An 18136-nucleotide genomic window follows, 5' to 3' on the forward strand; every position below is an offset into this window, starting at 1 on the left:
TCTTGCTGTCTTGCGTTTCCGACTCTATCAGATCCTTTCGGGCCTGATTCCCAGTCGGAGTGGGCTGCCTTCCCGGCCCTTCGGCCGTTCCGACGAGTGAGACTTTAGCGGAATCCCAGGCCCCGACGCTAATCGGGGTGTCGCGTTCCTTCGAACGCGGATTCCTCATTTCGCGAAGGCACACGCAAAGCAATGCGACGAGCCGTCGCGTGCTTGTAATGAGTCCTGCGGAATGACCGTCCGGGGACCGACCTGGGCCGGTGCTCACGTCGGACAGCCCGGAGAACATTACGGATCAGTGTTTGGCATGTCAACTTCGTGAGTCGGCCGCTGCTCTAGGGCCATGACAACGCATACGCATCCTCTTCAGTGGTGGGCCGTCTGACGGCGGCCGACAGATACATATGCACTCATGAGCCGTTCGAGTGGGCGGGGACACCAGCGGTCCCCGCCGGAGCGAAGGTCAGCCGGTGCCGGAGGCCAGGGCGCGGCTGCGGTCACGGGCCGCCTCGATGGCGGCGATGAGGGCCGCGCGTACGCCGTGGTTCTCCAGCTCCCGGATGGCGTTGATGGTGGTCCCGGCGGGCGAGGTCACGGCCTCGCGGAGCTTCACCGGATGCTCGCCGCTGTCGCGCAGCATGACGGCGGCGCCCAGGGCGGACTGCACGATCAGGTCATGAGCCTGGGCGCGGGGCAGGCCGAGGAGGATGCCGGCGTCGGTCATGGCCTCGACCAGGAAGTAGAAGTAGGCCGGGCCCGAGCCGGAGAGGGCGGTGGCGGCGTCCTGCTGGGACTCCGGGACGCGGAGTGTCTTGCCGACGCCGCCGAAGATCTCTTCGGCATGGGCGAGATGCACGGCGAGGGCATGGCTGCCGGCGGAGATGACGGACATGCCCTCATCGACCAGCACCGGCGTATTGGGCATGACGCGTACGACAGGAGTGCCGGAGGCCAGGCGTTCCTCGATGAAGGCGGTGGTGATACCGGCGGCGGCGCTGATGATCAGGCGGTCGGCGGTGACATGAGGAGTGAGTTCGTCGAGGAGCTTGCCCATGTCCTGGGGCTTGACGGCGAGGATGAGGATGTCGGCGCGTTTGGCGGCGTCGGCGTTGGTGACGGTCTCGACGCCGTAGCGGTTACGCAGCTCTTCCGCGCGGTCGTCACGGCGGGCGGTGGCCAGCAGGTCGGCCGGTCGCCAGCCGGCCCGGATCATGCCGCTGAGCAGGGCCTCGCCGATCTTGCCGGTGCCGAGGACTGCGACTGTCTGGGGCATTTCGGGGTCACCTCGCCGGTGGGGATGGGTGGTGCTGTTGTCCGCTTCCCATCCTCGCACCGGGCTCGGAGGCGGGCGTGAGGTGTCCGATGGGCGGTACGGCGTGGCCGTACCCGGTACGGCGTCGCCGGCCGAGGCGGGCGGGCCGGCGGTGGACGGTTTCCTATGCCGTGCGGCGGCGGAGTGTGGCCGCGCCCAGGGCCAGGACGAGTACGGCGCAGCCCGCGACGATCAGTACGTCACGTACGAAGTCGCCGGTGATGTCCGGGTGGCGGAGGACTTCGTCCATACCGTCGACGGCGTACGACATGGGCAGGACGTTGGAGATCGCTTCGAGCACGGGCTGCATGTTCGGGCGCGGAGTGAAGAGACCGCAGAGGAGGAGCTGGGGAAAGATCACCGCGGGCATGAACTGGACCGCCTGGAACTCGGAGGAGGCGAAGGCGGAGACGAAGAGTCCGAGGGCCGTGCCGAGCAGGGCGTCGAGAAGTGCGACGAGAAGCAGGAGCCAGGTGGATCCCACGACGTCCAGCCCGAGGGCCCAGACCGCGAGGCCGGTGGCGAGGGCTGACTGGACGATGGCGAGGAGGCCGAAGGCGAGGGCGTAGCCGGTGATCAGGTCGGCCTTGCCCAGCGGCATGGCGAGCAGGCGTTCCAGGGTGCCCGAGGTGCGTTCGCGCAGGGTGGCGATCGAGGTGACCAGGAACATCGTGATGAGCGGGAAGATGCCGAGGAGCGAGGCGCCGATGGCGTCGAAGGTGCGCGGGCTGCCGTCGAAGACATGACGGAGCAGGAAAAGCATCACGCACGGGACGAGGATCATCAGCGCGATCGAGCGCGGATCGTGCCGTAGCTGACGGAGCACACGGGCGGCGGTGGCCAGGGTGCGGGCGGCGGAGACGGGCGCTGTGGTGCTGCCCGTCCTGCCTGTCCTGCCCGTCCCGTCTGTGGTCCCGGTGCCGGTGCTGGCCTTGGTGGGCGTCGTGGAGGGAGTCGTGGTGCTCATCGGGCGCTCTCCTGGAGTGCGTTGGCCTGGTCGACCAGATGGAGGAAGGCCGCTTCGACGGTCTCGGAGTCCGTACGGGTGCGCAGGGCGTCCGGGGTGTCGTCGGCGAGGATCTCGCCCTCGCGCATGAGGAGGAGCCGATGGCAGCGTTCGGCTTCGTCCATGACATGGGAGGAGACGAGGATCGTCGCGGCGCGCTCGGCGGCGATGCGGTGGAAGAGGTCCCACAGATCGCGGCGGAGTACGGGATCGAGGCCGACGGTCGGTTCGTCGAGGACGAGGAGTTCGGGAGTGCCGAGCAGGGCGACGGCGAGGGAGACCCGGCCCCGCTGGCCGCCGGAGAGCCGGCCGGCCAGTGAGTCGGCGTGGGAGGTGAGGTCGACGTCCTCGATGGCACGGGTGACGGTCTCGCGGCGGGCCGTGCGGCGGGAGCGGCCCGGATCGAGCACGGCGGCGAAGTAGTCCAGGTTCTGCCGGACCGTCAGATCGTCGTAGACGGAGGGCGCCTGGGTGACATAGCCGATCCGGGCGCGGAGCGCGGCGTCGCCGGCGGGCCGGCCGAGGACATCGAGAGTGCCGGTGACCTTGGCCTGGGTGCCGACGACGGCGCGCATCAGAGTCGACTTGCCGCAGCCGGAAGGGCCGAGCAGGCCGGTGATCTGGCCGGGAGGTACGGAGAAGCCGAGGCCGCGCAGGACGGTGCGGTCGCCTCGTCGGACGGTGAGGCCTTGCGCATGGATGGCGGCAGCCTCAGTGGAATTCATCATGTGATGAATAGTGTGGGCCGGAGACCGCGCCGTCAAGGTGTGCGGCGGTACGGGCGGGTGGCGGTACGGGCGAGGTGTCAGGCGGCGGACGGAGCGGGCGGGCGGTGGGTGACGGTCAGTTCGACGGCGTATGCCTCCTCGACCAGCCCGTCCGGGAAGACGGTGAGCAGCTCCGCGCGCTCCCGGGCGAGGAAGCGGGCCGTGCTCTCCTCACCGAGCATCCGGAAGACGGAGTGCGTGGCGAGATTGTCGAGATGGGTGTCGAGCGTGACGCGCCGGGTCCAGGGCACCCGGCGCTCCTCGAAGCGCAGCCCGTCGGGCAGATGGCGATGGCCCCGGGCGGTGCCGTGGGCACCATGGGCGCCGTCGTCGGCCCACTGGCGGGTACGGGCGTCCTGGGCGGCGATCCAGGGCACGTCGGCGTCCGAGACGTTCCACCAGAGGGCGAGCGCGCCACCGGGCCTGAGGACGCGCAGTGCCTCGGGCAGGGAGCGGTCCCGGTCGGTCCAGTGCCAGGACTGGGCGTAGGTGATGAGATCGGCGCTGCCGTCGGCGAAGGGCAGGGCGTCGCCGTAGCCCCGTACGAGCGGGACCTCGGGAAGCGTGCGGTGGAGCCGGCCGGCCATGCCGGGTCCCGGTTCGACGGCGATGACATGGGCACCGCGCTCGCGCAGCAGTCGGGTGGCGATACCGGTGCCGGCGCCCACGTCGATGGTTCGGGAGCCGCCGAGAGAACGGCCGGTCAGTTCCTCGACGGCGTCGAAGAGCGCGGGCGGATACCCGGGACGGGAGGTGTCGTACTGGTCGGCGACGGCGTCGAAGGAGAGTGCTCGCTCAGTCATACGCCCCATCCTGCTGGCCAGGGCGCGATGGCTCTAGCGCGGTGGCTCTACGCGCGCTTGCGTTTCCCGGCCTTGGCGGCGCGGCGGGCGGCCGGATTGCCCGTGCGGGCGGTGCGGCGGCGCTCGTACTGGACGAGGGCGGCCTCGTACTCGCGGCGGCGCAGCCCTTCGCCCGGGGCCTCGGTGAGGGAGCGCAGGAAGTAGGCGGCCAGCGAGCCGATGAAGCCGATCGCGCGGAGACCGCGCAGGGGCTCCTCGCGGCCGCGGTCGGCCGGGCGGCTGCCGAAGCCCTCCCAGGTCCCGCGGAAGGCGACGGCGCTGCACACCGCGAACATCACGACGACGAGCAGGCCCACGAAGGAGCCCACTTCCGCGATCTCCAGGCCCTGGTAGGCGAAGCGGAGGATGAAGCAGGCGGCGAAGGCGGTGGCGAGCGAGCCGACGGCGACCGCGACACGCCGTGCCGCGTATCCGCCGTCGTGGCCGACCCAGGTCGTACCGAAGAAACGGATGGCCTCGGGCTCCGGGCCACCACGGCCACGACTGGTGTCGTCCGCCTCCCCGTTCACAGGCGCTGACGTGGTCGCGGTCGTGGTGGCTTCGGGCTGCTCGTGCTGCTCCGGGTGGTGGTCGCTCACGGGACGATTATCCCCGTGCGCGGTTCACCCCGGGCATCAGGTGCAGCGCACGGTGATATAGCCGTCGCTGCCCGTGTGTACGTAGGCGTCGGAGACGTACTGGCCGTTGGCGATGTTGTCCCAGATATTGGTGGTGCCGTACGGGCCTGTGACCCACTCTCCCGGCTTCTGACAGTTGATCGGCACGGTCGCTCCGTACGAGAGGACCCGGACGAGCCGGTAGTTCGTACCCGGTCCGCTGCGTACGTTCACCCGATAGCCCGGCGCGATCGGATAGCGCGTGGCCGCGGCCGTCTCGACCGCGGCCTCGACCGCCGTCTCTCCGACTTCCTCCGCCGCGCTCTCAACCTCTTCGACTGCCATTCGGTCCTCCCCCATTGAAGGTGCACGATCTGCTTCGCAGGCTAGCAACCGATGGCTGGATCGCACGCATCATCGACTAGGCTCCGTGAGTCGCGCTCGCGCACGAATACACGGGGGTGGGCGGTGCCACCACTGCGCAACACCGGGTCGGCCCCGGAAGCGGAACGTCCGGATTACGCCGGTCGCTATCAGCTCGAAGCAGCCCTGGGCTCGGGCGGTATGGGCGAGGTCCATCTGGCCACCTCCGCTTCCGGGTTGCGGCTCGCCGTCAAGGTCATCCATGTCAACCACGCCTCGGATCCGGAGTTCAGAGCCCGGTTCCGGCAGGAGGTCGCGGCGGCGCGCCGGGTGAGCGGAGCCTTCACCGCGCCCGTCGTGGACGCCGACCCGGAGGCGGAACGCCCGTGGATGGCAACGCTGTTCATCGACGGGCCCACTCTCGCGGAGCGGGTGAAGCGGAACGGTCCGCTGAACGCAGGCGAATTGGCCAGGCTCGGCGCGGGACTCGCCGAAGGACTGCGCGACATCCACCGGGCCGGTGTGGTGCACCGCGATCTCAAGCCGAGCAATGTCCTATTGGCGTCGGACGGTCCCAAGGTCATCGACTTCGGCATCTCGCGCCCGGCGGACAGTGATCTGCGGACGGAGACGGGCAAGCTGATCGGGACACCGCCGTTCATGGCGCCCGAGCAGTTCCAGCGCCCGCGCGAAGTCGGTCCCGCCGCCGATGTGTTCGCGATGGGCGCGGTGCTGGTCCACGCGGCGACCGGGCGCGGGCCCTTCGACTCCGACAGCCCTTATATCGTCGCGTACCAAGTCGTCCACAACGAGCCGGACCTGGCTGGCGTCCCCGAGAGCCTGCTGCCTCTGGTCACGCGGTGTCTGTCGAAGGAGCCGGAAGACCGGCCGACGCCGGACGAGTTGATGGCCGCGCTGCGCACCTCCGCGCAAGGAACGCCGGAGTTGCCGACCACGCGTGGCGCGCAGGGAGCGACGGGCGCGCAAGGAGCGAGGTCGCTGATACCGGCGCAGCGTCGCTGGCCCGAGGCGGCCGGGAGCGCGGACTCGACTCCCACCAATCACTCAGGGCACGCCGATCAGTCCGGTCACTCCGGTCACGCGGGCGCCGCCGATGCGCAGGACGGGCGCTCCCTGAGCGACGGCTCTGCGGACCGTGCGCCGGCCGACGACCGGTTGGCCGACGACCGGCTCCGTACGACCCGGCTCAGGGCAGGGCGGGCCCGGACCGTCCCGTCTCCCGGCCGCCGTCTTCCGCGCGCCCGTTGGCTCGCGGCCGGTGTGGCGGTGGTCGCGCTCGCCGTGGCCGGTTTCGCCGGTGTGCGCGCTGCGACGGATGACGATGCCGCTCCCGCTCCGCCGAGCGCCGGGCGGGCCGACGAGACGTTCCGTCCCTGGCAGATCGAGCTGGGCGGCGGCAAGGGCGCGAACCGTATGCCCGTGTGCTCGGCCGACGGCACCGGCGCCGGCACCGCCGTCTACTGCACGGCTCCGGGAGTCAAGGCGGCCCGGATCAGCCCGGCCGACGGCGAGATGGGCTGGTCCGTACGGGACGACCACGTCATGACGGACGCGGACGAGGGCGCGGCGCCGGTCGTCTCCGGTGGGCTGCTGCATGTCATCACGCCCGGCGGCAGCCGTCTGGAGGCGCTGGATCCCGGCTCGGGCGCCGAGCGCTGGAGCGTCGACATCTCCTCGTACGCCACCGTCCGGCACGCGGCCGACTCCGTACTGCTCGTTTCGTACGACGGGCTGGTGCGGTCGCTGGACGGCGCGACCGGCGCCGAGCGCTGGGAGGAGCGGCGCGGCGGGACCGGTTCCGTCTGGACGGCGGGCGACGGCGCCGACGGCCCGCTGTTCGCCGCCACACCGTCGCCCGACGGCACCGCCACCGCGGTGAGCGCCATCGATCCGGCGGACGGGACCCTGCTCTGGGAGAAGCGGCTGACGGGCATGCTGACTCCGGCCGGAGCGTCGGACGGCGCGCTCTTCCTGCTCTCCAGCGGCACCAACGACATGACCGACGCCGTCGTACGCCTTGACGCGTCGAGCCTTGCCGTACGGCGTGTCCCGCTGCCCTCGCCGGTCGACCAGGCCCAGGCCACCGTCGCCGGTGACCTGGTCTATGTCGTCGGCTACACGGGCTCGCTGCTCGCCGTCGACACGGGCGACGGCGCAGGCGCCGGGCCCGGCCAGCGCTGGCGGCTCGAAACCTCGGTCACGCGCGCGTCCCGGCCCACGGCCGCGGGCACCTGGCTCTTCATGAGCGCGGGCGACGGGCGGCTGCTCGCCGTGGACGCGCGGCGTGGTGTGCTGATGGGACAGACGAAGCCGCGGATGGGCGAGGGACGCGACACGCTGTCCGGAGCGCTGCCCATGCCAGTCACCGTTCCCGGGAAGGTCCTTGCCAGCGCGCCCGACGGATCCGTGTTCGCGGTCGACAGCCGGGATCCCGCGCGCTGGTGAACTGAACCCCTTTACAGCGCAGCCGTGCGCCCCGGTCCCTCAGCGGGATCCGGGGCGCACGGTACGTACGAGTGCTACGCGCGGCTCAGCCCAGCCTGGTCACGTCCCGTACCGCGCCCTTGTCCGCGCTGGTCGCCATCGCCGCGTACGCGCGCAGCGCCACCGAGACCTTGCGTTCGCGGGCGGCCGGTGCGTAGGTGCCGTTCAGCGCCTCGCGGCGCGCCGCGAGCTCGTCCTCGGCGACGAGCAGTTCGATCGAGCGGTCCGGGATGTCGATCCGGATCCGGTCGCCGTCGTGGACCAGCGCGATCGTGCCGCCCGAGGCCGCCTCGGGCGAGGCGTGGCCGATCGACAGACCCGACGTACCGCCGGAGAAGCGTCCGTCGGTCACCAGCGCACAGGACTTGCCGAGGCCTCGGCCCTTCAGATACGAGGTCGGGTAGAGCATCTCCTGCATCCCGGGACCGCCACGCGGGCCCTCGTACCGGATGACGATCACATCGCCCTCGGTGATCTCCTTACGGAGGATCTTCTCGACGGCCTCCTCCTGCGACTCGCAGACGACGGCCGGGCCCTCGAAGGTCCAGATCGACTCGTCGACACCGGCCGTCTTCACGACACAGCCGTCCTCGGCGAGATTGCCCTTGAGGACCGCCAGACCGCCGTCCTTGGAGTAGGCGTGGGCGACATCGCGCACACAGCCGTTCGCGGCGTCCGTGTCGAGCGTTTCCCAGCGCTCGGACTGGGAGAAGGCCTCGGCGGAGCGGACACAGCCGGGCGCGGCGTGCCACAGCTCGACGGCCTCGTCGGACGGTGAGCCGCCGCGCACGTCCCAGGTCTCCAGCCAGTCCTTGATGCTCGCCGAGTGGACGGTGTGCACATGCTCGTTGAGCAGACCGCCGCGGTACAGCTCGCCGAGGATCGCCGGGATACCGCCGGCCCGGTGGATGTCCTCCATGTAGTACGTACCGCCCGGAGCGACATTGGGCGCGACCTTGGCCAGACACGGGACACGGCGCGAGACGGCGTCGATGTCGGCGAGGTCGTACTCCAGCTCGGCCTCCTGGGCGGCGGCGAGCAGATGGAGGATGGTGTTGGTCGAGCCGCCCATGGCGATGTCCAGCGCCATGGCGTTGTCGAAGGCGGCGCGGGTGGCGATGCTGCGCGGCAGGACCGACTCGTCGTCCTGCTCGTAGTAGCGCTTGGTGATCTCCACGACCGTGCGGCCCGCGTTCTCGTACAGCGCCTTACGGGCGGTGTGCGTGGCCAGCACCGAGCCGTTGCCGGGCAGCGAGAGGCCGATGGCCTCCGTCAGACAGTTCATCGAGTTGGCGGTGAACATGCCGGAGCAGGAGCCGCAGGTGGGACAGGCGTTCTCCTCGATACGGAGGATGTCCTCGTCCGAGACGCTCTCGTTGACCGCGTCCGAGATCGCGTTGATCAGGTCGAGCTTGCGGACCGTACCGTCCACGAGCGTCGCCTTGCCGGCCTCCATCGGGCCGCCGGAGACGAAGACCGTGGGGATGTTGAGGCGCATCGCGGCCATCAGCATGCCGGGAGTGATCTTGTCGCAGTTGGAGATGCAGATCAGCGCGTCCGCGCAGTGCGCCTCGACCATGTACTCGACCGAGTCGGCGATCAGATCGCGGGACGGCAGGGAGTAGAGCATCCCGCCGTGGCCCATCGCGATGCCGTCGTCCACGGCGATGGTGTTGAACTCGCGCGGCACCGCGCCCGCGGCCTTGATCGCCTCGGAGACGATGCGGCCGACCGGCGCGAGATGTGTGTGTCCCGGCACGAACTCGGTGAAGGAGTTGGCCACCGCGACGATCGGCTTGCCGATGTCCGCGCTCGCTACGCCCGAAGCCCGCATCAGGGCGCGTGCGCCCGCCATATTGCGGCCGTGGGTGACAGTGCGGGACCTCAGCTCGGGCATCGTCGCTCGCTCCTTCAGCAGATCCGTCGACGGCGGACGTCACGGATCCTTCGGCGGAAATGGCTGTCTGAGAGCCTACGCCCACGCTCCAAGATCTGGACGCCTTGTCCGGTATACGGAACGGCTGCTCTGCGGTACGGAACGCATACGGAACGGCCGCTCAGCTTTCGGTCAGATACCGCTGGAGCGTGGGCGCCACCATTCTGACGATCTGCTCGGAGTCCGCGGAGGCCAGCGGATCCGCCTTGATCACATAGCGGAGGAACGCGATTCCGATCATGTGGGAGGCGGCCAGTTCGGCGCGGAACGTCGGATCCGGTACGTCGAGCTCCTCCGCGATCCGCTCCAGCAGCCGGCGCAGGACGAACGTACGCAGCACCTTCGCCGCCGCATCGTGCGTCAGGGCGGAGCGCATGATCGCCAGCAGCGGCGCACGGGTCACCGGGTTCTCCCAGATCCCGATGAAATAGCGGGCGAGCCGCTCGCCGATGCCGTCCATGCCGTCGGCCAGCAGCGCGGGCAGCATCAGGGCCGGTTCGAAGGAGACCTCGATGGCCGCCGCGAAGACCTCGTCCTTCGTACCGAAGTAGTGGTGGACGAGCGCCGGGTCGACGCCCGCGGCCTTGGCGATACCGCGGATGGAGGTCTTGTCGTAGCCGCGCTCGGCGAACTCCGCGCGGGCCGATTCGAGGATCTTCTGCTGGGCGCTGGGGCCCGAGTCCATGTCCTTGCGGGCGGGACGGCCGCGACGGCGTGGAGCCATATCGGTCATGGGGCCTTGCCGATCATGAAGGGCGAACTCCCGAGGAGCCTGGGGTACGGCCTGGGGTTCGGGACTCACGCGAGGCGGGCGGCCCGGGAGACGGAGCGGAGGACGGTTCCGGGGAGGACGGCGACGTGGAGGACGGCTCCGGGGAAGGAGCGGAGGACGAAGCCTGGGAGGAGGCCGGGGAGGACGCCTGGGACGCCTCCTGAGACGCTGCCGTCGGTGTCGGGGAGGACGAGCCCTCCGCGGCGGCTGCCGACGGACTCGCCGACGGCACTCCCGGTCGTGCGCCGAGCCGCGCCGCGGACTGCGCGAGATGCAGCCTGGTGAAGGCCAGCGCCTCCGCCAGATCCGCCTCGCGTTCCGCCGAGGACATCGCCCGGCGCGTATTGACCTCGATCACCACATGACCGTCGAACGAGGTGCCCGCCAGCCGTTCCAGCAGCTCGGCGCAGGGCTGGGTGCCGCGTCCCGGTACGAGATGCTCGTCCTTCGCCGAGCCCCTGCCGTCCGCGAGATGGACATGCCCGAGCCGGTCGCCCATCCGGTCGATCATGCCCATGGCATCGGTACGGGCGGTCGCCGTGTGCGAGAGATCGACCGTGAAATGCCGGTAGTCGTCCTTGGTGACATCCCAGTCGGGCGCGTACGCGAGCATCTCGCGGTCCCGGTACCGCCACGGGTACATGTTCTCGACCGCGAACCGTACGTCCGTCTCGCCCGCCATCCGCCAGATACCGGTGACGAAATCGCGCGCGTACTGCCGCTGCCAGCGGAACGGCGGATGGACGACCACCGTGGAGGCACCGAGCCGCTCGGCCGCCGCCCGCGCCCGCTGGAGCTTCACCCATGGATCGGTCGACCACACCCGCTGTGTGATCAGCAGACAGGGCGCATGTATGGCCAGTACCGGCACCTGGTGATAGTCGGAGAGCCGGCGCAGTGCCTCGATGTCCTGGCTGACGGGATCGGTCCAGACCATGATCTCGACACCGTCGTACCCGAGGCGCGCGGCGATCTCGAAAGCCGTCGCCGTGGACTCCGGATAGACGGAGGCCGTCGACAGGGCGACCTTCGCATCCGGGACCCGCACCACTGGTTCTGCCACGGAGACAGCGTAAGGGCAGCCTCTATGTCGTCGGGAGCTGGTCGAGCCGGCGCAGGATGATGCCCTCGCGCAGCGCCCAGGGACAGATCTCCACGACCTCGATCCCGAACAGGTCCATCGCACCCTCCGCGACCAGCGCTCCCGCCAGCAGCTGGGAGGACCGTCCCTCCGAGACGCCCGGGAGCCCGCCGCGCTGGAGCGAGGTCATCGCGGCCAGCTTGGGGACCCACTCCTCCAGTGACGTACGACTCAGTTCGCGCTGTACGTACAGGCCCTCTGCGGAGCGCGCGGCGCCGGCGAGCCGGGCGAGCTGCCGGAAGGTCTTGGACGTCGCCACCACATGGTCCGGTGTGCCGAACCGGGCGAATTCGCCGACCGTACGGGCGATCTCGGCGCGTACATGACGGCGCAGGGCCTTCACATCGACCGGATCGGGCGGATCGCCGGGCAGCCAGGAGGCCGTCAGCCGGCCCGCGCCCAGCGGCAGGGAGACGGCCGCGTCGGGCTCCTCGTCGAGTCCGTACGCGATCTCCAGGGAGCCGCCTCCGATGTCCAGGACCAGCAGTTTCCCGGCCGACCAGCCGAACCAGCGGCGGGCGGCGAGAAAGGTCAGCCGGGCCTCCTCCTCACCGGTGAGCACTTCGAGATCCACGCCGGTCTCGCTCTTGACACGCCCGAGCACCTGATCGGCGTTGCTGGCCTCCCGTACGGCGGAGGTCGCGAACGGCAGCACGGCCTCACAGCCCTTGTCCTCGGCGGTCTGGAGCGCGTCCGCGACGGTCGCCACGAGCCGGTCGACGCCCTCGGGCCCTATGGCACCGTCCGCGTCGAGCAGTTCGGCGAGCCGCAGCTCCGCCTTGTGCGAATACGCGGGCAGCGGGCGGGCGCCGCGGTGGGCGTCCACAGCCAGCAGATGAACGGTGTTCGAACCGACATCGAGGACTCCGAGTCTCATGAACGGAACGCTACTGCGAGCGCGCGCATACGCTGGACCTGTGCCAAAGACGAAAAAGGCGAAGCCGGGCAAAGCCAACGGACCGAACAAGCAGGAGCGACCGGAGGAGGCCCGGGAAGTCCGCGATACACGGAACAAGCGGAATACCAGAAATGCCGGAAAAGCCGGGAGCGCAGCTCCGGTCGCCGATGCGAAGGGCCCGGACGTGAAGGACCCTGACGAGAAGGACCCGGACGAGAAGGGCCTCGACTTCGCTCGCGCCTGGGTCGAATTCCCCGATCCCGCCGACGAGCAGCAGGTCTTCCGCTGCGATCTGACCTGGCTCACCTCACGGTGGTCCTGCATCTTCGGCAGCGGCTGCCAGGGCATCCAGGCGGGCCGCGCCGACGACGGATGCTGCACGCTGGGCGCGCACTTCTCCGACGAGGACGACGAGAAGCGGGTCGCCGGGCATGTGGCGCGTCTGACTCCGGAGCTGTGGCAGTTCCACAAGGAGGGCACGACGGCCGGCTGGACACAGACCGACGAGGACGGCGAGCGCCAGACGCGGCGCTGGAAGGGCTCCTGCATCTTCCAGAACCGGTCCGGCTTCGCCGGTGGCGCGGGCTGTTCGCTCCACATCCTGGCGCTGCGCGAAGGTCGTGAACCGCTGGAGACGAAGCCGGACGTCTGCTGGCAGCTTCCGGTGCGGCGTACGTACGACTGGATCGAGCGGCCCGACGAGACGCGGGTGCTGCGGGTGTCGATCGGTGAGTACGACCGGCGCGGCTGGGGTCCCGGCGGCCACGATCTGCACTGGTGGTGCACGTCGGCCACGTCGGCGCACGGCGCGGGCGAGCCGGTGTACAAGACCTACCGGCCGGAGCTGACGGAACTGATGGGCAAGGCGGCGTACGACGAGCTGGCCGAGCTGTGCGAACGGCGTGTGGCGAGCGAGCTTCCGCTGGTGGCGCCGCATCCGGCTGACCCTGCGAGGGCGTGAGCCTGGCCGGGCATCGGGTATCGGGCATCGGTCGCCTGCCATCGGTTTTCGCCGACCGCCTGTCCTCGTCGGCCGTCGGCCGTCGGTCAGCCCGCGGTGCTGGGTGTGTCCGATGTGCTGCCCGGCGGTGGGTCCGCGGGCGCCGAGGGATCCGGGTCGGACGGCGCCGGGTCGCCGTCGCCGGGCACCGGGCCTGGATCCCCGGGGCCGGGACCGGGTCCCGGGTCGGAAGGGCCGGGATCGTCCGGGTCCGAGGGCGCGGGATCGGTGGGCCGGGACGGACCGGGATCGGAGGGATCCGAGGTGCCCGGAGATGTCGGCGGCCTGCCAGGCCCCGGGTGTCCTGGACCTTCAGGGCGGCCCGGACGGCCTGGAGGGCCGTGGTGGCCCGGGTGGTCGGGACGGCCCTCATGACCGGGACGCGACGGACGGCCCGAGGACGGCGGCCTGGCGCCATAGCCGTAGATCTTCACCGTCGAACCTGTCGGATACACCGCGATCCGCGCGCTCCAGGGCCCGGACGGCTCGCGCCGGTGGTCCACGAAGACCCGGATCGTGAAGGACTCACCGGGCGCGAGCATGCCGTAGTGGCTGCTCAGCCGGAGCCAGGGAGCGGTCGTCCCGGCGGTCCAGGCGACCGGCGCTCCGCCGGACGCCCTGAGCGTGATCGTCGTCGTACCGCCGGCCGGCCATGCCTCGACGGTGATACGGCCGGGAGCGGGCTGTCCCGGGCGCGAGGACGGCACGGCCGTACCGTCGCTGACGACCTCCACGAAGATGTCCGGCGTACGGCCACTGCCGAAGCCCGCGTCGGAGCCGCTCGCGGCGCTTCCGGTGTTCTCGTAGTGGTCGTACGGCCGCCCGTCCCGGCCGGGCCGCCCGTCGGCCTCGCCCTTACCGGCCTCGCCCGCGCTGACCGAGGAGCCTTCGTGGCCCTCGCCGGTCGGCGGCGCGCTTCGGTACGCGGCCCAGAGCGCGAGCACGGGAGCGGCGACGACGGTCGCCACCACCGTGGTCGTCACGGCGCGGGCCCGCAGCCGGTCGCGGCGGGCGGCCCGGTCCTTGGGATCCATCGGGAATCCGTCGCGGCCGAAGCGCGGCGCCGTCGTACGGGCCCGTGGCACGCGCGTCATCGCGGCGTACGCGGCGGTCCTGGGCGCCGTGACGAGCGGCAGGACGGCGGGCGAGGCCGCGCCCGGCGCGGAACCGGCGGAGCTGTCGGCGCTGCCGGAGCCCGTCGGGCCGGGCGTACGCGGGGGCACGGAGGCGCCCGTGACGGGAGAAGCGGCTGCGCCCGGAGAGGCGCCTGCGCCGGGCGCGACGGGCGCGGTACGTGATCCCGGCCATGGGCCCGCGGCCTCGGCGCGCTCGGCGGTACGGCGGCAGCGCGGGCAGTCGTCGACGTGCCGGACCAGTTCACGCCGGAGCGCGGCGGACAGCAGTACCTGGCTGTCACCGGTGAGCCGGGCGACGGACGGGCAGTCACCGCTGTCCACCACCGCCAGCGCGGCGCGCGTGCGCTCGACCTCGCAGGCGGCGGAGGCGAGCAGCTCACGGGCGGCCGGGAGCTGCATGGAGAGCACGGCGGCGACCTCGCGCGGGCCGAGCCGGTGCCGTACGGCCAGCTCCAGGATCTCGCGCTGCTCCGGTGTCGTACCGGCGGCCTCGGGCCAGGCCAGCAGTGCGAGTTCACGCCGGCGGAGCGCGGCGGTCTCCGGTGGGACCTCGGCCGCCGGTGCGGACTCCGGCGCGCGTTGCGCCGAGTGCGCCCCCGGGCGGGTGCGGCGCTGTTCGGTGAGCTTGCGCTGGCAGGCCCAGCGGGCGAGGGCGTACAACCACGCCTTGCGCTCCCCGGCGTCCGAAGGGCACTTGGCGCCCTGGCGCTCGGCGATCGACAGGGCGTCGCCGAGGACCTCGGTCGCGTCGTCGTGGTCGCAGAGGACGGAGAGGCAGTACGTGAACAGGCCGTCCAGGTACGGCTCGTAGCGCACGGGCGGGTGCTGCGCCACCGAACGGGGCGCACGACGAGCCGCACGGTGTGCGCCGGTGGTGTGCGGGGCGGATTCGGGGCTGCTGCTCATCACCTGGCGACGGTAGACAGCGCGGCCCGCGCCTTTCACAACCCTTGAGCACATTTAACTCATACGGGTGAATTTATCGCTCAAAAGGGGACACCTGGAGCACGTTTCGACGAGTTCCGGAGCGCTGGGCCGGGTCTGCGCCGGCAGCGTTGGCAGCATGGTCAGCGTTGTCAGTAGGGCCCTATACGGTGACGCCATGGCTGCCCGTACGAAAACCGCAAAGGACAGGCCGTCCTACCGCTGTACCGAGTGCGGCTGGACGACCGCCAAGTGGCTCGGCCGCTGCCCCGAATGCCAGGCCTGGGGCACGGTCGAGGAGTACGGCGCGCCCGCCGTACGGACCACCGCGGCCGGCCGGGTCTCCACCGCCGCGCTCCCCATCGGCCAGGTGGACGTCCGTACCGCCACCGCGCGCTCCACGGGCGTGGCCGAGCTGGACCGCGTGCTCGGCGGCGGTCTCGTCCCCGGCGCCGTCGTGCTGGTCGCGGGCGAGCCGGGCGTCGGCAAGTCCACGCTGCTGCTCGATGTCGCGGCGAAGGCGGCCAGCGAAGATCACCGCACGCTCTATGTGACGGGTGAGGAGTCCGCCAGCCAGGTCCGGCTGCGCGCGGACCGGATCAAGGCCATCCACGACCATCTCTATCTCGCCGCCGAGACCGATCTCTCCGCCGTTCTCGGCCATCTCGACGCGGTCAAGCCGTCCCTGCTGATCCTGGACTCCGTACAGACCGTGGCCTCGCCCGAGATCGATGGCGCGCCCGGCGGGATGGCCCAGGTCAGAGAGGTCGCGGGCGCGCTCATCCGGGCCTCCAAGGAGCGCGGTATGGCCACTCTGCTCGTGGGCCATGTCACCAAGGACGGCGCGATCGCCGGGCCGAGGCTGCTCGAACACCTCGTGGATGTGGTGCTGTCCTTCGAGGGCGACCGGCACGCCCGGCTGCGGCTCGTGCGCGGTATCAAGAACCGCTACGGGGCCACCGACGAGGTCGGCTGCTTCGAGCTGCACGACGAAGGGATCACCGGTCTCACCGATCCGTCGGGCCTCTTCCTCACCCGGCGTGACGAGCCCGTGCCGGGCACCTGCCTCACCGTCACGCTCGAAGGCCGCCGTCCGCTCGTCGCCGAGGTGCAGGCGCTCACGGTCGACTCGCAGATCCCTTCACCCCGGCGCACCACCTCCGGTCTGGAGACCTCCCGGGTCTCGATGATGCTCGCCGTGCTGGAGCAGCGCGGCCGGATCAGCGCGCTCGGCAAGCGGGACATCTACAGCGCCACGGTCGGCGGCGTGAAGCTCTCCGAGCCCGCCGCCGATCTGGCGATCGCTCTCGCGCTGGCCTCCGCGGCCAGCGACACCCCGCTGCCGAAGAACCTGGTCGCGATCGGCGAAGTGGGCCTCGCGGGCGAGGTCAGACGGGTCACGGGCGTCCAGCGCAGACTGGCGGAGGCCCATCGGCTCGGCTTCACCCAGGCCCTCGTTCCGACCGATCCAGGGAAGATCCCTGCCGGTATGAAGGTCACAGAAGTCGCCGACATGGGTGATGCTCTCAGGGTGCTGCCGCGCCGGGGTCGTGCGGAGGCCTCACGGGAGGACAACGCTCGCCGGTAGACTTTGCCCTGGTCTCGCCCATCCGTACGAGCCGGAGGAGTGCAGTGGCAGCCAACGACCGGGCATCAGCACCCGGAAAGTCCGGCGCGGGCTCCGGCAACGAAGCGCTGATGCGCGCCTCACTGAGCGCGGTCGCGCCGGGCACGGCCCTGCGCGACGGGCTGGAGCGGATCCTGCGCGGAAACACCGGCGGTCTCATCGTCCTGGGCATGGACAAGACCGTCGAATCGATGTGTACGGGCGGGTTCGTGCTGGACGTGGAGTTCACCGCGACCCGGCTGCGCGAGCTGTGCAAGCTCGACGGCGCGCTCATCCTCGACAAGGACATCACCAAGATTCTGCGGGCCGGCGTCCAGTTGGTCCCCGAGTCCTCCATCCCCACGGAGGAGACCGGCACCCGGCACCGCACCGCGGACCGGGTGTCCAAGCAGTGCGGCTTCCCGGTCGTCTCCGTATCCCAGTCGATGCGGCTGATCGCGCTGTATGTGAACGGCGAGCGCCGGGTCCTGGAGGAGTCCGCGGCGATCCTGTCCCGGGCGAACCAGGCGCTGGCCACCCTGGAGCGGTACAAGCTCCGTCTTGACGAGGTGGCGGGCACGCTCTCCGCGCTGGAGATCGAGGACCTGGTGACGGTCCGGGACGTGACGGCGGTGGCACAGCGGCTGGAGATGGTGCGCCGGATCGCCACGGAGATCGCCGAGTATGTGGTGGAGCTGGGCACCGACGGCCGGCTTCTCTCCCTCCAGCTGGACGAGTTGATCGCGGGCGTGGAGCCGGAGCGGGATCTGGTCGCGCGTGACTATGTGCCCGAGCCGACCGCAAAGCGGGCCCGTACGGTCGACGAGGCACTCGGCGAACTGGACTCGCTGAGCCACTCGGAGCTGCTGGAACTGCCCACCGTGGCAAGGGCGCTGGGCTACAGCGGAGCGCCGGAGACGCTCGACTCCGCGGTCTCGCCGCGTGGTTACCGGCTGCTGGCCAAGGTGCCGCGGCTGCCCGGCGCCATCATCGAGCGGCTGGTCGAGCACTTCGGCGGCCTCCAGAAGCTGCTGGCGGCGAGCGTGGACGATCTCCAGACGGTGGACGGCGTCGGCGAGGCGCGGGCGCGCAGCGTCCGCGAGGGCCTGTCGCGGCTCGCGGAGTCCTCGATCCTGGAGCGGTACGTCTGATCCCGTACGAGCGCCCGTACGCCGCGCGGGAACGGGAGCGGCAACGACAACGCCCCGGCCGATGAGGATGCTGTTGGTTAATTCGGGCTGAGCGTGACGTCGGCCTTCAAGACCTGGTTGAGGTCTTGAAGGCCGACGTTGTCGTAGGGGGTGGGTGCGG

General features: G+C 70.8%; 14 protein-coding genes and 1 pseudogene. 4 read left to right on the forward strand and 11 right to left on the reverse strand.

Going from position 1 to position 18136, the window contains the following annotated elements:
• Nucleotides 1–463 precede the first annotated feature (463 nt).
• From proC to ACFV6H_RS37570, 6 genes are all read right to left on the reverse strand, one after another.
• A complete protein-coding gene (proC, locus tag ACFV6H_RS37545; protein WP_093598620.1) occupies nt 464–1273 on the reverse strand; it encodes a pyrroline-5-carboxylate reductase in 810 nt (269 codons plus the stop codon).
• 163 nt (nt 1274–1436) lie between these two features.
• Nucleotides 1437–2279 (reverse strand): ABC transporter permease, encoded by an 843-nt coding sequence (locus tag ACFV6H_RS37550; protein WP_385551350.1) that lies wholly within the window; start codon nt 2277–2279, stop codon nt 1437–1439.
• A complete protein-coding gene (locus ACFV6H_RS37555) occupies nt 2276–3046 on the reverse strand; it encodes an ABC transporter ATP-binding protein (protein ID WP_385551352.1) in 771 nt (256 codons plus the stop codon). Before ACFV6H_RS37555 ends, ACFV6H_RS37550 begins: the two co-directional genes overlap by 4 nt.
• Nucleotides 3047–3123: 77 nt before the next feature.
• Nucleotides 3124–3897: a class I SAM-dependent methyltransferase gene (locus ACFV6H_RS37560; protein WP_385551354.1), complete on the reverse strand. Its 774-nt coding sequence runs from the start codon at nt 3895–3897 to the stop codon at nt 3124–3126.
• Between the two features lie 38 nt (nt 3898–3935).
• Nucleotides 3936–4457 (reverse strand): hypothetical protein, encoded by a 522-nt coding sequence (locus ACFV6H_RS37565; protein WP_385551366.1) that lies wholly within the window; start codon nt 4455–4457, stop codon nt 3936–3938.
• Nucleotides 4458–4562: 105 nt separating this feature from the next.
• Nucleotides 4563–4889, reverse strand: coding sequence for a peptidase (locus ACFV6H_RS37570; RefSeq protein ID WP_384783357.1), 327 nt, complete (start codon nt 4887–4889; stop codon nt 4563–4565).
• 123 nt (nt 4890–5012) lie between these two features.
• Between ACFV6H_RS37570 and ACFV6H_RS37575 the strand changes: the two genes are divergently transcribed.
• The gene (locus tag ACFV6H_RS37575; protein WP_385551356.1) at nt 5013–7373 is read left to right on the forward strand and encodes a protein kinase; all 2361 of its coding nucleotides are present in this window, start codon (nt 5013–5015) and stop codon (nt 7371–7373) included.
• Nucleotides 7374–7458: 85 nt separating this feature from the next.
• Here the strand turns inward: ACFV6H_RS37575 and ilvD are convergent, their stop codons facing one another.
• The 4 genes and pseudogenes from ilvD to ACFV6H_RS37595 form a co-directional block, all read right to left on the reverse strand.
• On the reverse strand, nt 7459–9309 hold the full coding sequence (gene ilvD / locus ACFV6H_RS37580; protein WP_385551358.1) for a dihydroxy-acid dehydratase: 1851 nt from the start codon (nt 9307–9309) through the stop codon (nt 7459–7461).
• A 160-nt stretch (nt 9310–9469) separates the two neighbouring features.
• On the reverse strand, nt 9470–10081 hold the full coding sequence (locus ACFV6H_RS37585) for a TetR family transcriptional regulator (RefSeq protein WP_385551360.1): 612 nt from the start codon (nt 10079–10081) through the stop codon (nt 9470–9472).
• Between the two features lie 286 nt (nt 10082–10367).
• A pseudogene (locus tag ACFV6H_RS37590) lies at nt 10368–11183 on the reverse strand (sugar phosphate isomerase/epimerase family protein); the annotation flags it as partial.
• A 22-nt stretch (nt 11184–11205) separates the two neighbouring features.
• Nucleotides 11206–12138 (reverse strand): Ppx/GppA family phosphatase, encoded by a 933-nt coding sequence (locus ACFV6H_RS37595; RefSeq protein WP_384984154.1) that lies wholly within the window; start codon nt 12136–12138, stop codon nt 11206–11208.
• A gap of 40 nt (nt 12139–12178) precedes the next feature.
• Between ACFV6H_RS37595 and ACFV6H_RS37600 the strand changes: the two genes are divergently transcribed.
• Nucleotides 12179–13120: a hypothetical protein gene (locus ACFV6H_RS37600; RefSeq protein WP_385551362.1), complete on the forward strand. Its 942-nt coding sequence runs from the start codon at nt 12179–12181 to the stop codon at nt 13118–13120.
• A gap of 86 nt (nt 13121–13206) precedes the next feature.
• On the opposite strand, the gene ACFV6H_RS37605 is transcribed toward ACFV6H_RS37600, so the two are convergent.
• A complete protein-coding gene (locus tag ACFV6H_RS37605) occupies nt 13207–15201 on the reverse strand; it encodes an RNA polymerase sigma factor (protein ID WP_385551368.1) in 1995 nt (664 codons plus the stop codon).
• 196 nt (nt 15202–15397) lie between these two features.
• Here ACFV6H_RS37605 and radA point away from each other — a divergent pair, with 196 nt between their 5' ends.
• Complete coding sequence (gene radA / locus ACFV6H_RS37610; RefSeq protein ID WP_385551364.1) at nt 15398–16807, forward strand: DNA repair protein RadA; 1410 nt, start codon at nt 15398–15400, stop codon at nt 16805–16807.
• A gap of 44 nt (nt 16808–16851) precedes the next feature.
• Nucleotides 16852–17976, forward strand: coding sequence for a DNA integrity scanning diadenylate cyclase DisA (disA, locus tag ACFV6H_RS37615; RefSeq protein ID WP_066952048.1), 1125 nt, complete (start codon nt 16852–16854; stop codon nt 17974–17976).
• The last annotated feature ends 160 nt before the right edge of the window (nt 17977–18136 follow it).

Source organism: Streptomyces sp. NPDC059743 (assembly GCF_042732975.1).
GTDB lineage: Bacteria > Actinomycetota > Actinomycetes > Streptomycetales > Streptomycetaceae > Streptomyces.